This is a genomic window from Ktedonobacteraceae bacterium (assembly GCA_035653615.1).
Lineage (GTDB): Bacteria > Chloroflexota > Ktedonobacteria > Ktedonobacterales > Ktedonobacteraceae > DASRBN01.
The window spans coordinates 1-14290 of sequence record DASRBN010000011.1 but is presented as its reverse complement, the minus strand read 5'-3'; the positions used below and the strand labels follow the sequence as shown (position 1 = coordinate 14290).

Genomic DNA, 14290 nt, shown 5'->3' with positions numbered 1-14290 from the left:
TCGTCCTCTCTCGTGATCTGGCCTGAGTACCTATGATCCTGAGACTGCCGCCAATCCCTTGGATGTGAGCACCTGGTTGAGCGGCCCCAGGTAATAGATGCCGGTCAGATCAGGGTTGCTCTTCAGGAATCCCAGCGCATAAGCCCTATCCGCCTGTGTCGACACCGAACTGCTCAGTGGGTCATATGTGATGGTCAGATAGCTCAGAGCCTGAGTGATTTCAGCGCTCTTCAGGCCCTTACCCGCGATCTTGATCAGTTCGTTGTTGATGTAGGTCGCCGCCTCTGTTGGATTGCTCTGGATGTACTGGATAGTGTCAACATGGGCTTGCAGGAACTTGTTGACAATGTCAGGATGCGCGTTGAGGAATGCGGTACGCACAATGACTTCGGTTGTGCTGAATACTCCACCCGGCCATAGCGTGCGCTCATCGATAAAGCGTGACCCACCGTCTTCTACCACGAGTCGTGTAGCATAAGGCTCTGGTACCCAGGCAGCGTCGATCTTGCCTTCTTTGAAGAGGGTCAGGGTTGTAGAGTTATCTGTTGGGACGATCTGTACAGTTCCGCCCTTATCCTGTGGAGTCAATCCATTTTCCTTGAGGTAGTAGCGCAACGATACGTCCTGCGTGCCGCCGAGCTGAGGATCAGCGATCTTCTTACCGCTCAGGTCCTTCGCGGTATGAATATTCGCGGCGGGCCGTACAATGAGCGAAGCTCCACCGCTCGCGGCTCCCGCGATGATGCGCAGCGCCTGGCCATGGCTCTGCACAAAGCCGTTCACCGCCGGGCTTGGTCCGACATAGCCGATATCGATATCACCCGCGAAAAGCGCCTCGATCTCGGCAGGACCGGCGTTAAAAATCTTGGATGACAACTTGACGTTTGATCCCAGCTCTTGCTGGAATGTGCCGCGCGCTACGCCTACTAAGGCGACAGCGTGGGTGATGTTGGGGTAATAGGCCAGGTTCAACGTTACCGGCCCGCTACTACTGTTGCCGTTACTACTGGTACCCTGAGAGCCACAGCCGGCAAGCGCCAGGGCAAGCATGATAAAAAGCCCGATAACTTGCAAATAACGCTTCATAAACTAGTTCTCCTTTTCTTCTTAATCCCTATCGACGAGATGGTTGAAACAGTAACCCCGGCAGCCTTCATCACTGCACTTCTAAAGGTTCCTGCTCGCGAAGCGATTCCGCCCGGGTCAGCAATACCTGAGCCAGCGTCTGGCTCTTTTCGCCAGGTACCAGTTGCGCCTCCAGCAGGAGAGATTCGCCACCGATTTCGGCGATCTCCACTGCTAAGACCTGGAATTGTTCCAGGACAGCAGGCGACATTGGCAAAGCCCAGGCGGAATCATGCAGCAATACAGCTCCTAAGCGTTTTAACTTCCTCCAGACGAAGACACGACGAGAACTTGGCTCGTGCGGCACCTTGTAGAGGAACAACAACCAGGTGTTCAAGAAAAGCACCTCCGCAGCTTCAGGCTACTTCAGCTTTCTTGCTTTTCGAGGAACTCATCAGAATTTCTGCCGTCCCTATGAATTCCCCTCGCTTGTATGTAACTATAGTTACTTTCACTTGCTGAAGTATACCCAACATTTAAAAAGTTGTCAAGGGAGTTGCCCTGAAAAAGGGCCACTAATGGGCAGATTTATTAAGCAGATCAATCTTCACGACGCAAAAAGCAAGATATGATGTAACTATAGTTACATCATTGTGTTTTTGTCCATCTCTCAAGGTGGAGGCATTTCCTATGGAGATGGGGGGATCTCTCATAGGAAATACCTCGTTAGGAGAGGACGGGAATGTTTTTTTCTACTACGGCCCCTGGCTCACCTGCCTCCTTTGCAGGAAAGGACACCGGATTTGAAATAAGGATGACTCGTCAACAGGTCATCACTTTGAAACCTCAGCTTCGTTAAGTAAACAATAACATAAAAATGCTATTCCTTCAAGTTATTTGTTATATTCTTTTGTGTTATAACAACATTGATATGGATGAAGTCACTTATCATTCTTAAGGTTTATGTATTTCATTACTGGAGGTTATAATCCCATAAGAAAATGGCATGATTTGTATGAAATCCATTGCTTTCATGGGGCCAGGTATGCATAATAGAAGAGGAATAAGCAACGAGTTGAGAGGAATAATGCTATGAATCTCTACCATTTACGTGTCTTCATGACGGTAGCCGAGCACGAACATATCACAAGAGCGTCTGAAGAGCTGATTCTGAGCCAGCCGGCTGTCACGAAGATTATTCAGAGCCTGGAACACGAAGTCGGACTTGAACTGATTGAGCGGCATGGCAGGCGCATTGTCCTGACGCATGCCGGGCATTTGCTGCATAGATACGCCCGCCGTATGTTCGCGTTAGAGCGCGAGATGGAAGAGGCGCTTGCTGCCTTGAAGGATATAGAGAGCGGCGAGATTACGCTCGCAGCCAATACCACGACCGGAGTATACCTGTTGCCTCCCATCGTGGCGCGTTTTCGCGCTCGTTATCCCCAGGTGGCTCTGCACATCAATATCCTGAATTCGCACGAAATCGTCGAACAGATATTGAACTGGAACCTGGATTTTGGATTGGTCGAGAGCGATCCTGCGACCCTGCCGGAAGGCTTGAAGGTCGATATATTCGCCTACGATGAACTGGTGATGGTGGTAGCGCCGCAACACCGCTGGAGTCGATTGCCTGCCTTGAAACCGGAAGCATTACGTAGTGAAGAACTGGTGTTGCGCGAGCAGGGAAGCGGCATTCGCGAGGTAATCGAACATGCCTTGCTCCAGCATGGTGTGCAGGTTAGTCCGCTATTGACCATTCCCGATAATGAGGCTATTAAGCAGATGGTAATGAGTGGTGTAGGAGCAGCAATCCTGTCCAGGCTCACAGTGCAGCGAGAGCTGGCCTCCGGTGACCTTGTACACGTTCCGATCAACGGATTGGAACTGCATCCCCAGCTGAGCCTGATACGACGTATCGATAAGCAGCTTTCACGCGCGGCCCAGGCTTTCTGCGCTCTTCTGAAGCCCCCAGACAAGGAAATACCTGAACTCCAGCAGGCTACGGAGATAGCTAAGGATGATGAGGCTGAACAAGCATACAGAACGACCGGCAAATCTTGAGCTTACCGGTCGTTTTATATGCTTGCTCAGCCTCAAATTTTGCTATTTTTCAATAGGAACACCGATGAGGCTGCCCCATTCGGTCCAGGAACCGTCGTAGTTCTTCACATGAGGATAGCCCAGCAGGTAGTGCAGCGCGAACCACGTATGGCTGCTGCGCTCACCAATGCGGCAATAGGCAATGACTTCTTTATCGGGGGTCACGCCTTTACTCCCGTAAATTTGGCGCAACTCATCCGCCGATTTGAATGTTCCATCCTCGCGTACTGCCGTGCCCCACGGAATATTGGCCGCGCCCGGAATGTGACCACCGCGCTGCGCGCCCTCCTGCGGCAGGTTGGCCGGCGCCAGCAACTCGCCGCTATACTCGCCGGGGGAACGTACATCAACCAGCGCAACATTACTCTTGCCAATCTCAGCGAGAACCTGGTCGCGCAAGGCACGAATATCAGTCCTGGGTTCCGATGCATGATAGGTTGTGGGTGGATAGCTTGGAACCTCGGTCGTGATTTCGCGTTTGTCGGCCAGCCATTTAACGCGGCCACCGTCTAGCAGGCGCACATCGTTGTGGCCGTAATACTTCAGAATCCAGAACGCCCAGGCCGCGAACCAGTTATTGTTGTCGCCATACAGGACGATGGTGGTATCATTGCTGACCCCGGCGCGTCCCAGAAGCTCTTCCAGGTGTTCCTTGCTCAGCGGAGCGCGCACCACCTGATCTTGCAATTCTTTCTTCCAGTTGAACCCCACGGCTCCTGGAATGTGTCCCTGATCATAGGCTGCCGTATCAACATCAACCTCAATCAAACGAACATTTGGATCGTGTAAATGCGCCTCTACCCAGTCGGCATCTACCAGGGCCTCTGGATGGGCGTACCCCTTGTCTTCAGCCATGACAACTCCTTCCATAAAACAATAAAATAGGTGTATCTGCGTCAAGTGGAATGATACTTGACAACTCTGCTTTACTTTGTCAACAATACCATATTTCCAACGTTTCTTCAAGCAAAAAATGGTTAAATTTTGACAACCTCTGCGGTAGTACGCATTTCTGATTGCGCTTTCTTCGATAAAGCGACGCCACGCAACGCGAGCATGGCATACATGCCTGCGCCTATCACAAGTATACCCGTTACCGTAAACACCATATCCAGCGGCCCGAATGTCAGATGGAGCAGCGAGATACGCAAACCGCGCAGGGTAGTGCTGACCAGGTAACCCGCGCCAGCTGCTGAAGCCATCGATGCCAGGGTAATGCTTGGCGTCATTACCGATGAGATGCGCCCGACAAACTGCCGGGGAGTCGTGTGTAGCAAAAGCGGCCCCACGGTCACATTAATCCCCGCATTCGATGCGCCGAGCATGAAGAACATGATCAGACCGGGAATAAAGCTCGTCAGGCGCGAGAATATGACCATGAAAAGGCCCCAGGCAATCAATGAAAATGCGAGTACGCGCGCCTCTCCCAGGCGATGGGCTAGCAGCACCAGCGCGAAGGAAGCGGAGATAACCCCCGCACCAAAGGCAGCGCCGAAGAGATGGCCTGCCCAAACCAGAGCAGCGCGAAGTTGCGATTGATGAGAAGGTTCGTTTTCATACATACCCCCCTGTTGCTCATGTACGGTTTAGAGACGCCAGTAGGAACCCTGCTCACGCTGTAGCAGGTGTTCTCCGATCATCTCGCGTCGCAGCGTGGCCGAGTCAGGGTGATAGCGCTGGAGTATTTCGTTCACCTGCGCTTCGGAGTAGCGCACTCCCGGCTCAAACTGTTGAGCCAGCCATTTCAGAATCACCGAGCGTTTCTTGCGACTGGCCGGTATCTCCTTCAGGCGTGTTCCTTCAAAGAAGTCTTTAAGTACCTTGCGCTCAAAGGCATCACCCTCGACATTATCGACCAGCGAGGCCATTTTCTCTGAGGAGAGCAACCCCTTGCTCGTATCGCGCAACGCTTCGGCATTGAGCCGGTAGATATGAATGTTGCCCTCGGTACGCATGCCTACCAGATTCAGTTCTTTCAACCGGGCCAGGTGATGTGACACGGTCGGCGCTTTCAATTGCAGCAGGGCGGCCAGTTCTTCTACGCTGTGCTCGCGTGTCGCCAGAATGCCCAACAATTTGAGTCGTGTTTCATCGGCCAGCACTTTGAAAAATTGCAGCAGCGCTTCAAAGTCTTCTTGCGGCATGTTCTCCATCCTTTTTTATCTACATCTAATTAGATTTATATCTACATAGAAGTATATCTAATTGCTTTGGAAAAGTCAAGCGCACAGGGCTATTGCATCCCTGTGATTCATCAGGTAAGATACGTCCGGGGCTTGAAAGCTCCTGTAGGGACAGCGGTTCGTCCCTGTCCTGGCTGGAGTCCTGGTTTGAAAAAGAAAGAGTAGGAAAATTATGGATGTAATGGCAACGATTACGATTGAATTCTTTTCAGATACAGAGGGGCATCTCAAAATCCTGGAACACCAGTTGAAGCAGATACACGATGTGGGGGTAGAGCTGATTGAGCCAAGGGATGCCACGGCTCCTGCCCTGGTGGCCATCGGCATAAAGCACAGCGGAGAGCGGGCTGCGCAGGCCACCCGGCAGGTAGCGCAGACCCTTTATAACTTCTTGCACGACGAGAGCAGCCCGGCAGGTCAGAAGCAGATTCTCCTGTTTACCATCGAGGGAGATCGTGTTGATATCGAGCCTCTATCCGTCCAGGACATTGAGAACATTATTCTGGCGGCTAAAACGGGTGAAGAATAGCGTTACGACTTTGATAGAATATGTATCGCTTTTCCCAGGGCATTCTCGGCGCTCTCTTCCAATGCCTCGCTCAAGCCGGGATGAGCATAGAGAATTTCGCTGAGGTCGGTCAGCGTCGCGCCCATCTCGATGGCAAGCGCCGCCTGTCCGATCAGGTCACCAGCGCGCGGCCCAACCAGGGTCACGCCCAGTAAGGCGCCATCGTCCGCGTTTGCCACGACGAACGCGGCCCCATTATCAGTGCCAAGCGTCAGAGCGCGGCCATTGGCGGCCAGTGGAAAACGACCGCTGACGATAGTATAACCGGTGCCGGTTGCTTCACTCGCCGAAAAACCGGCAGTAGCAAATTCGGGTGTCGTGTGAACAACAAGCGGCGTCACAAGCGGGGCAAATTGCACGCGCTGGCCGGAGAGCACTTCAGCGGCCACTTTTCCCTGTTTGATGGCAATCGTTGCTAGCGCCTGCCCCCCCGTACAGTCTCCAACGGCGTAAATAGAAGGAATATTACTTTGCTGCATGGAGTTGACAGAGATGCCGCCATTGACCGTCGTTTCAATTCCGGCAGCATCCAGGTGCAGGCCCGCGGTATGCGGGGAAACGCCCTGCGAAATCACAATCGGGCGATCATCGATGGCCTCGATAGTTGCCTTTGTCGTTGCCTGTACTCCCAGTTTGCGCAATCCTGCTTGAACGAGTCGTAAGGCCGCCGGATCAGCGTTCGCGAGTATTTGCTCGCCAGGCGAGTAGAGTTTAACACTGACTCCCAGTCTTGCGAAGAGGGTAGCGAGTTCCAGGGCGATGTAATCATGGCCGAGAATGCTGAGCGACGCGGGCAATTCTGGCAATGCCAGCGCCTGTTCAGGTGTCAAAATCTGCTTCCCGTCAAAAGAGTAATCGCCAATCCGGGCCGGATCGGCTCCGACCGCGAGAACACAATGCTCGAATTTGAAGCGATGGGAGCCATATTCTCCCTCGACGCGTACTTCCCGGTTGTTGATGAACCAGCCAATGCCCTGTACATAGTCGATATGGTTGCCGGAGACTAAACGACGCACACCCTCAGCCAGGCGATCGACGATGCCCTGTTTCCATGCCTGCATGCTGGTCCAGTCGAAAGAGACGGTTTCGGCATGAATGCCCATAGCGGCGAGGTCGTCCGAGCGGGCCTGCTCGTACCGCTCGCTGGACGAGAGCAGCGCCTTGAGTGGGATGCAGCCACGCAGCAAACAGGTACCCCCAGCCGGACCCTGGTCGATCAATGTGACGTGGTGTCCCAGCTGGGCAGCGCGTATTGCCGCGACGTAGCCACCCGGACCCGCGCCGAGAACCAGGACATTGACTGCTGTGGTAACATCTCCAACAACCATGAGTATTTCCCTTCCAGTGTTTTAGACCATATCTAGCATCAACTGCTGCGGATTTTCTACCAGCTCTTTGAAACGCGCCAGGAATGCTCCTGCCATCGCCCCATCGATCAGGCGGTGGTCAAACGAGAGCGTCAGGGGCAGCATTGGGCGTACTACCACAGCGCCGTCCTGCACCATCGCCTTATCCTGCAATTTGCCTACCGCCAGGATAGCCGCTTCGGGTGAATTGATGATCGGTGTACCGCTGCTGCCGCCGAAACTACCCACGTTGTTCAGTGTAAATGTGCCGCCGCTAAGCTCCGACAGCGAGAGCGTGCGCGCGCGCGCCCCCTCTACCAGGTGTTCGAGCGTGCGAGCAACCTCCAGCAGCGTGAGGCGATCCGCATTGCGCATCACGGGCACAAGCAATCCTTCGGGGGAAGCAGTGGCGATACCGATGTGGTACGCGCGTTTATAGATGATCTCGCGTCGCTCCTCATCAAAGCTCGCATTGAAGATCGGAAACTCTTTGAGTACAGGGATCAAGAGCTTGATGAGCAGGGGTAGATAAGTCAGGCGAACGCCGCGCTTTTCTGCCGTGGGCGTCAGTGATTGGCGCAGGGCTTTGAGCGCCCCGCCATCCACCTCGTCGAATGCTGAGGCGTGCGGAATGCTACGCCACGCGCGTTCCATATGTTCGGCGATGCGTTTGCGCAGGCCCGTCAACGGCTGGCGCTCCTCGACAGTAGCTGGCTGGAACTTCTCCTGCGCGGATGGTTGTACCGGCTGCCCCGCTTGAGAAGGTAACTGTGCCGGCTGCAGTTCTGTCGGTGGTGCAGAGGAAGCGGGATGTGTAGATGCGATTCTACCGCGTTCAGCAAAAGCACGCACATCCTCGATGGTGACACGTCCATTGGGCGCGGAGGCCGGCACCTGAGCGAGGTCGATGCCGAGTTCAAACGCCAGTTTGCGCACGGCGGGCGCGGCCAGGACACGCTGCCTGGATGCAGGCGTTTGTTGTGCCGCTGCCGGTTCTCCAGAAACAGAAGCTGGAGCCGTAGCCGTGGCCCCATTGCTTTCAGTAGCGGTCGGACCGGTAGTCTTTGCCGGAGAAGGCGTTTCAAAAGTAATTAACACCTCGCCCACTTTCGCAACCTGGCCATTCGGGACGCGAATCTCAGAAACACGCCCTGCCACCGGTGAGGGGATTTCGACAATCGCCTTATCGGTCTCTACTTTCACCATCGTCTGATCCTGCTTCAGCATATCACCCGGCTGGATGAGCCATTCAACGATTTCGGCCTCATGCATACCCTCGCCGAGATCCGGCAGTTTGAATTCGGAAATCGTGCTGGAAATACTTGATGTTTGTGCGTTGTTCATGTACTATCTTTTCCTCTGCGTAGTTTCAGGCAACCGGCGCCTCTTTACGATGCGAGATGATCCTGCTATATTCTATCATTGCCGGGCATCTTAGTGAATGGAGTGTATATGAACGAGGCAGAATTTCAAGACGTCAGTGTTCAAGACCGGAAGGTTATCTCCCAGAAGAATTGCGACGCACTCACGCTGATAAGCCACTTTGTTTGATCATCCTGGCACAAAAGCAAGCGCCTGCTTCTTAAGATTCTTCCTGCCTGTTGCTGATGCGTTGTAAGTGACGCACGGGCTTATACGCTACATGCGGGATAAGCTGCGTATCCATATTGTGCAAGCGTTCGCGTTTGAGTTCTTCCAGCATCGCATCAAGGTTTCGATAACGCAGTGCCGGATTCTTCTTTTGCACCAGCGATGGATATGGCTCCGTAGTGCGCTCCCGGACGAGTGCAGGCATCACAGGCAGCGTATCTCTTTCAATGGGTTCCCTTTTCAGCACGGAAGATAGGTCTTGCTTGCCCGTATCTCGTGCCTGCATGACCTGCTGCGCAGCCTGATCGGTAGATGAGAACCGGGTGGATTGTTCACCGCGAAAGAGGGCCTGGAGAAAATACGAAACTTTCTGTAGCATAATGCCTCCCTACCACATGTATCAAAACGCTTCAATGCTACTCATCAATATTCATTATACTGGCAGGACCAAATCCACTGTATTCACCCATGAGAGCTGCGCATTGACCTGGGTACTGGAACCGCTCGCTTCTACCTCATATGTTTCAATCCCCAACGGGCATCCCAGGCCATTTAACCCTCACCTGCCCGACGAGGTCGAAGAACGATAAGGAATGGCCTCGTCACGCTTCTGGAAGAGAACAGACGCAGAGGTTGATGTGTACCTCTTGACAGACTATCCCGGCAAGGGCTAAGGTATCCCTCAATGATATATCCATATTCGATGTATAAACAGAGATCTTCAGATAACTGCATTACCTGGCTAACTTTGAAAGGATTCGCATGAAACCATTCACTTTCCCTTTTGTCCTGGCGGCTGATGCTGCGATTGACCTCCAACTCCATACCATTTACAGCGATGGCACCTGGACGCCCGCGCAACTCATCGACTACCTGATAAGTGAACAGTTTGCTCTGGCTGCGATTACCGATCATGATCGTCCCGATACCGCCGCGGAACTGCTACAGCTTGCGGCGGAGAAGCAGTTTCCCCTCTTGACTGCTGTGGAAATAAGCGCCTCGTGGAGAGGCGAGCCGAACGATGTTCTCTGCTACGGTTTCGATCCGCACCAGAACGCGTTGCAGGAGTTGGCGCAGGATATCGCGCACCGCCAGCGCGAGAACACTCGGGAGGTCTGTGAAAACCTTCGCAAAACTGGTATCTCCTTCCCAGACCCGCGCGAACTGGATGCGATCCTGGCCCAACCGAGCGCGCAACAGCCACACTCGCTGGTGGCCCTCTTAAAAAAGCTGGGCTACGGCACAGGCGAAACCTCGGCTGGCCAGCTCATCACGGACGCCGGTTTCTTGTGGGTCACCAAAGATCTGGCCGAGGTCTGCGACGCAGTTCACCGGAGCGGCGCGGTTTGTCTCATCGCCCATCCTGGCCGGGGCGATGGCTATACCAGCTTCGATGCTCGCCTGCTTGACGAGCTCCGGCAGGAGGTTCCCATTGATGGTTTCGAGGTCTATTATCCTGCCCACACACCGGAGCAGGTGATTATGTATCGGGAATATGCTCAGGCCCATCAGTTACTGACGAGTTCCGGTTCAGACTCCCATGGTCCAGAGAAGAAACCCATCAAATATCGAGCCGGGTTGAGCCAGAAGCTGCTGGAACGCCTGGGGATTCGGATCAGGTAGAAGACTTCCCGGCTGTCGCGGTACAGATCTGGGCGCAAGCTCCCGCACTGTAAGGATGAAACCTCACATTTTACGCCCATGGCCCCGGTTGGACCAGCCGCGATCTACGTGAAAGGGCGGCGACTCAGCCGAGTTCCTGGGCCAGTCCGATGAGCAGTCCTTCCGGTCCGCGGATGTAGCAGAGCCGGTACACGTCCTGGTACTGGACTACTTCGCTGCTGACCAGCTCTGCGCCGTGCTTGCGGAGCCGGACGAGCGTATCGTCGATGTCGTCGACGGCAAACATGACGCGCAGGTAGCCCAGAGCGTTCACCGGAGCGTTCCGGTGATCGGCGATCACGGGAGGCGTGATAAATCGCGAGAGCTCGAGCCGGCTGTGGCCGTCTGGCGTGCGCATCATAGCGACCTCCACGCGCTGGTCGCCCAGTCCGGTGACGCGCCCTGCCCACTCGCCTTCTACCATGGCTCGCCCTTCGAGCTCGAAGCCGAGCTCAGCGAAAAAAGAGATAGCGGCATCGAGGGATTCCACCACGATACCGACGTTGTCCATTCGTTTAAGCGCCATGTGTCCATTCTATACTGCATCGTTCGTCCTGTCAACGAACGGAGACCAGGACGCGGGGCTTACCCATGCTAGCGAGAACCCACTCAGATTGACCGCCTTCCCTATCGTCTTTCGTGGCAAGAGCGGCTGGCTCGCAATGCCTGTCCTCCCATTGCTGGTCGGGTGACGATTAACTTGTTCGGCGTCCCAGAAGCCTTTGCTGCCTCGCCTGGTCTGGCATCAGCCTAACCCTGCTTCGAGCAGCATACCGGGCCCCCTCCTCGGAAAGGTGTGCCTCTGCGAGTGTCTCCACGTGCCTTCTTTGTCCGCTTTTCCCTGATCCCACACTGACTCAGAGGAGGGTCCACCCATTCTGGTACTCGCGTGGAGCGACATCCTTTCCTGTCCTGAGCAGTTCTTTGCTCCACAAGGAGGGATACTCATGAAGTCTGATCGTTTCCAGCCGTTTCCTTGGTCCATGCTTCTGCTCCCCAATGCTCAACCGCTTTCCCCTGAGCAAACCGCAGGATATCTATCGTTTCTCGCTCAATCTTTTTGCCCTCTGGATGAGTGCTCCGCCACCGGAGGCGTACAACCACTCGATCACTTTCTACAATGACATCTTCAATCGTGACACGGAGGTTGGGTAAGGACTTTCTGGCACTCAGAACAATCTGTTTGAATTCCTCGGACCCACTGACATCGAGCCAGGGTGGCCTCTGATGGTCCACATAGTCAGGAGAGAAGAGGGAGCCGACCTCAGAAAGATCGCCCGTATTAAACATTTCGACGATCTTTTGTATGTTCACCTTATTTGCATGTGGAGCATTTAGCATACGTTTCTCCCCGTGCTTTCTTTCTACGTACTCCTAAGCTGATCATATCATCGCACACCTTGTCAGGACAAGAGAAGATGCCGCTCCACGCGAGTACCAGAATGGGTGGAATATCTTTCTTTTGGCTCGATCCCTCTCTGTGACTGCCGCCTCTCTTGAGGGCAACATCTCGCTGTGGGCAGCTTGCTCCCGCTCACTCAGCGATTAGCTCTTCAACAACCTCGTTGCGCAATTCGCAGGCCCAACGGGCATCCCAAGCCATTTAGCCAACGAACGACCCCGCGAGGGGCCAGAACCACCGAAGGTTTCAATCCCCAACGGGCATCCCAAGCCATTTAGCCCCAGGTGACGCCGGTGCCAGGGATCAGCAGGCCGGGGTTTCAAGCGCAATGACGCGGCGCGTCAGACCCGAGCATGAAAAAAGGTATATACTAACAAACGAAGAAAGCGACGAGGCGAGATCGATCGGGATTGGTACACCCAAGTCCGTGTTTCAAGCTGATCCCGGTGCATCCAGTAGACCCGAGTGTCGCCACGGGACTACCCGTGAGCACGAGCAGGAACCTTGTCCGTTCCGCCGCACCGCTCGTCGCCTTCTCTTCTCTTGAACTCCATCGAAGTATAGCAGAAAGGAACGACCAACGCAATGCAGGTACTCTATCCACGCTGTGCCGGGCTGGATGTCCACAAGAAGACGGTGGTGGCCTGCCTCATGCTGACCTCGGACACCGCTCAGGTTTACAAAGAACTGCGCACCTTTGCCACCACCACTGCCGGGTTGCTGGCCTTAAGCGACTGGCTCAGCAGCCAACACGTCACGCATGTCGCTATGGAGTCGAGCGGTGTCTATTGGCGGCCCGTCTTTAACCTGCTGGAAGGCCTCTTCATCGTGATCCTGGTCAACGCTCAGCACATGAAAGCCGTTCCAGGTCGCAAGACCGATGCCAAAGATAGTGAATGGATCGCCGAGTTGCTGCGCCACGGCCTGCTCAAAGCCAGCTTTATTCCTCCCCAGCCCATTCGCGATCTGCGCGACCTGTTGCGCTATCGCAAGACCCTGGTCTATGAGCGCTCGCAAGAAGTCAACCGGCTCCACAAGCTCTTAGAGACCGCCAACATTAAGCTGGCTTCGGTCGCTTCCGATATCCTGGGCAAAAGTGGTCGCCGCATGCTCGACTGCCTGCTGGAGGGCCTCAGTGATCCCGAAGCGCTTGCCGACCTGGCGCGTGGCTCCCTGCGCGGCAAGATCGCTCAATTGCGCGAGGCGCTGGATGGACGGGTCGATGCCCATCATCGCATCCTGCTGCAGCAACTGCTGGCCCATATCGACTTCCTCGAACAGAGCATGCAAACCCTGCTGGCGGCCATTGAGAGTCGCTTGCTGCCTTATGAGCAGGCCATGCAGTTGCTGCTGAGTATCCCCGGCATCCAGCGCATCACGGCGGCCACCATCGTGGGCGAAATTGGCGTCGATATGACTCGCTTCCCCTCGGCCAAGCATCTGGCCTCCTGGGCCGGCGTGTGTCCGGGCAATAAGCAGAGTGGCGGCAAACGGCTCAGCGGCAAAGCTACGAAGGGCAATCCACGCCTGCGGGCGGCCTTAGCGGAAGTCGTCTGGGTCATCTCGCATATGAAGGACAATTATCTCTCGGCGCAGTATCATCGACTGGCCCGTCGCATCGGCAAATCGCGGGCGATTGTGGCGGTCTCCCATAGCCTGCTGGTGATCATCTATCATGTGCTGCGTGAGCAGAAGCCCTATCGCGATCTCGGTTCCCCCTACTTTGAGACGCTCGATCAGCAACAACAGCGCAGCCGGGCCATTCAACGGCTCGAAGCCCTCGGCTACTCCGTCACCTTACAGGCTCGACAACAGGAGGTGCCTGCCTAAGCGTGTCACTTACCTGCTCGCCTGCCTCCTTGTTCACTCCAGCTCCTCGCTGTGGGTGCTTTTGTGCTGCCTTTTTTCCTCTCTGCTCATCCTCCAGGCATTTTTCGCAGGAATCCCCAACGGGCATCCCAAGCCATTTAGCCATACTCCGGCTGTCATTCCCATTGAACGAGCAAAAGTTCGTTTCAATCCCCAACGGGCATCCCAAGCCATTTAGCCGGTGCGCCACACTGCGGGCAGGCTCCGACTTGTGTCGTTTCAATCCCCAACGGGCATCCCAAGCCATTTAGCCGGTCATACCCGAGCGGGTTGTTGCTAAAGATGAGTTCGTTTCAATCCCCAACGGGCATCCCAAGCCATTTAGCCGAAACACCTGCCATTGTTTGATACGCCGCGACCACACTACAGTTGCACTTGCAAAATCCCGGGAAGAGTCCCGGGATGCCTCTCTGTTGCTCATTGTACTCTCTGCTTCTGGTTCCGTCAACGGCCTCTTCCCGGGATGCTCTCACATCTCGTGCGTTTCTCAGCTGGATGTGAC

14 protein-coding genes and 1 CRISPR repeat array are annotated in these 14290 nt (G+C 54.8%); of the genes, 4 read left to right on the top strand and 10 right to left on the bottom strand.

The window, feature by feature from the left end:
* Window positions 1-30: 30 nt before the first annotated feature.
* Window positions 31-1086, bottom strand: a complete 1056-nt coding sequence (locus tag VFA09_05930; GenBank protein ID HZU66797.1) for an ABC transporter substrate-binding protein — start codon at window positions 1084-1086, stop codon at window positions 31-33.
* Window positions 1087-1156: 70 nt separating this feature from the next.
* Entirely contained in the window at window positions 1157-1462 is a 306-nt protein-coding gene (locus VFA09_05925) for a Chromate resistance protein ChrB (protein HZU66796.1), read from the bottom strand.
* Between the two features lie 695 nt (window positions 1463-2157).
* Here VFA09_05925 and VFA09_05920 point away from each other — a divergent pair.
* Entirely contained in the window at window positions 2158-3129 is a 972-nt protein-coding gene (locus tag VFA09_05920) for a LysR family transcriptional regulator (protein HZU66795.1), read from the top strand.
* Window positions 3130-3171: 42 nt separating this feature from the next.
* Here the strand turns inward: VFA09_05920 and VFA09_05915 are convergent, their stop codons facing one another.
* The 3 genes from VFA09_05915 to VFA09_05905 all read right to left on the bottom strand — a co-directional run bounded on the left by VFA09_05915 (window position 3172) and on the right by VFA09_05905 (window position 5312).
* Window positions 3172-4023, bottom strand: a complete 852-nt coding sequence (locus tag VFA09_05915) for a sulfurtransferase (protein HZU66794.1) — start codon at window positions 4021-4023, stop codon at window positions 3172-3174.
* A gap of 122 nt (window positions 4024-4145) precedes the next feature.
* On the bottom strand, window positions 4146-4730 hold the full coding sequence (locus VFA09_05910) for a hypothetical protein (protein HZU66793.1): 585 nt from the start codon (window positions 4728-4730) through the stop codon (window positions 4146-4148).
* 24 nt (window positions 4731-4754) lie between these two features.
* Window positions 4755-5312 (bottom strand): metalloregulator ArsR/SmtB family transcription factor, encoded by a 558-nt coding sequence (locus VFA09_05905; GenBank protein ID HZU66792.1) that lies wholly within the window; start codon window positions 5310-5312, stop codon window positions 4755-4757.
* 211 nt (window positions 5313-5523) lie between these two features.
* Here VFA09_05905 and VFA09_05900 point away from each other — a divergent pair, with 211 nt between their 5' ends.
* Window positions 5524-5880, top strand: coding sequence for a hypothetical protein (locus VFA09_05900; protein HZU66791.1), 357 nt, complete (start codon window positions 5524-5526; stop codon window positions 5878-5880).
* A gap of 2 nt (window positions 5881-5882) precedes the next feature.
* On the opposite strand, the gene VFA09_05895 is transcribed toward VFA09_05900, so the two are convergent.
* The 3 genes from VFA09_05895 to VFA09_05885 form a co-directional block, all read right to left on the bottom strand.
* Window positions 5883-7247 (bottom strand): FAD-dependent oxidoreductase, encoded by a 1365-nt coding sequence (locus tag VFA09_05895; protein HZU66790.1) that lies wholly within the window; start codon window positions 7245-7247, stop codon window positions 5883-5885.
* Window positions 7248-7268: 21 nt separating this feature from the next.
* Entirely contained in the window at window positions 7269-8609 is a 1341-nt protein-coding gene (locus VFA09_05890) for a dihydrolipoamide acetyltransferase family protein (protein HZU66789.1), read from the bottom strand.
* A gap of 238 nt (window positions 8610-8847) precedes the next feature.
* A complete protein-coding gene (locus VFA09_05885) occupies window positions 8848-9234 on the bottom strand; it encodes a hypothetical protein (protein HZU66788.1) in 387 nt (128 codons plus the stop codon).
* A 383-nt stretch (window positions 9235-9617) separates the two neighbouring features.
* Here VFA09_05885 and VFA09_05880 point away from each other — a divergent pair, with 383 nt between their 5' ends.
* The gene (locus tag VFA09_05880; GenBank protein HZU66787.1) at window positions 9618-10478 is read left to right on the top strand and encodes a PHP domain-containing protein; all 861 of its coding nucleotides are present in this window, start codon (window positions 9618-9620) and stop codon (window positions 10476-10478) included.
* A gap of 124 nt (window positions 10479-10602) precedes the next feature.
* Here VFA09_05880 and VFA09_05875 read toward each other — a convergent pair whose 3' ends face one another.
* Together VFA09_05875 and VFA09_05870 are read right to left on the bottom strand one after the other, a co-directional pair.
* Entirely contained in the window at window positions 10603-11043 is a 441-nt protein-coding gene (locus tag VFA09_05875; GenBank protein HZU66786.1) for a VOC family protein, read from the bottom strand.
* Between the two features lie 419 nt (window positions 11044-11462).
* Window positions 11463-11858, bottom strand: coding sequence for an ester cyclase (locus VFA09_05870; GenBank protein HZU66785.1), 396 nt, complete (start codon window positions 11856-11858; stop codon window positions 11463-11465).
* A gap of 646 nt (window positions 11859-12504) precedes the next feature.
* Between VFA09_05870 and VFA09_05865 the strand changes: the two genes are divergently transcribed.
* On the top strand, window positions 12505-13749 hold the full coding sequence (locus VFA09_05865) for an IS110 family transposase (GenBank protein HZU66784.1): 1245 nt from the start codon (window positions 12505-12507) through the stop codon (window positions 13747-13749).
* A gap of 111 nt (window positions 13750-13860) precedes the next feature.
* A CRISPR array of direct repeats spans window positions 13861-14116; the repeat unit is 32 nt; unit sequence AATCCCCAACGGGCATCCCAAGCCATTTAGCC.
* Window positions 14117-14290 lie beyond the last annotated feature (174 nt).

Bases quoted from the DNA above. Each gene is read 5' to 3' on its own strand.
- VFA09_05930 (HZU66797.1), bottom strand. From the start codon at position 1,086: ATGAAGCGTTATTTGCAAGTTATCGGGCTTTTTATCATGCTTGCCCTG.
- VFA09_05920 (HZU66795.1), top strand. From the start codon at position 2,158: ATGAATCTCTACCATTTACGTGTCTTCATGACGGTAGCCGAGCACGAA.
- VFA09_05915 (HZU66794.1), bottom strand. From the start codon at position 4,023: ATGGCTGAAGACAAGGGGTACGCCCATCCAGAGGCCCTGGTAGATGCC.
- VFA09_05910 (HZU66793.1), bottom strand. From the start codon at position 4,730: ATGTATGAAAACGAACCTTCTCATCAATCGCAACTTCGCGCTGCTCTG.
- VFA09_05905 (HZU66792.1), bottom strand. From the start codon at position 5,312: ATGCCGCAAGAAGACTTTGAAGCGCTGCTGCAATTTTTCAAAGTGCTG.
- VFA09_05900 (HZU66791.1), top strand. From the start codon at position 5,524: ATGGATGTAATGGCAACGATTACGATTGAATTCTTTTCAGATACAGAG.
- VFA09_05895 (HZU66790.1), bottom strand. From the start codon at position 7,247: ATGGTTGTTGGAGATGTTACCACAGCAGTCAATGTCCTGGTTCTCGGC.
- VFA09_05890 (HZU66789.1), bottom strand. From the start codon at position 8,609: ATGAACAACGCACAAACATCAAGTATTTCCAGCACGATTTCCGAATTC.
- VFA09_05885 (HZU66788.1), bottom strand. From the start codon at position 9,234: ATGCTACAGAAAGTTTCGTATTTTCTCCAGGCCCTCTTTCGCGGTGAA.
- VFA09_05880 (HZU66787.1), top strand. From the start codon at position 9,618: ATGAAACCATTCACTTTCCCTTTTGTCCTGGCGGCTGATGCTGCGATT.
- VFA09_05875 (HZU66786.1), bottom strand. From the start codon at position 11,043: ATGGCGCTTAAACGAATGGACAACGTCGGTATCGTGGTGGAATCCCTC.
- VFA09_05870 (HZU66785.1), bottom strand. From the start codon at position 11,858: ATGCTAAATGCTCCACATGCAAATAAGGTGAACATACAAAAGATCGTC.
- VFA09_05865 (HZU66784.1), top strand. From the start codon at position 12,505: ATGCAGGTACTCTATCCACGCTGTGCCGGGCTGGATGTCCACAAGAAG.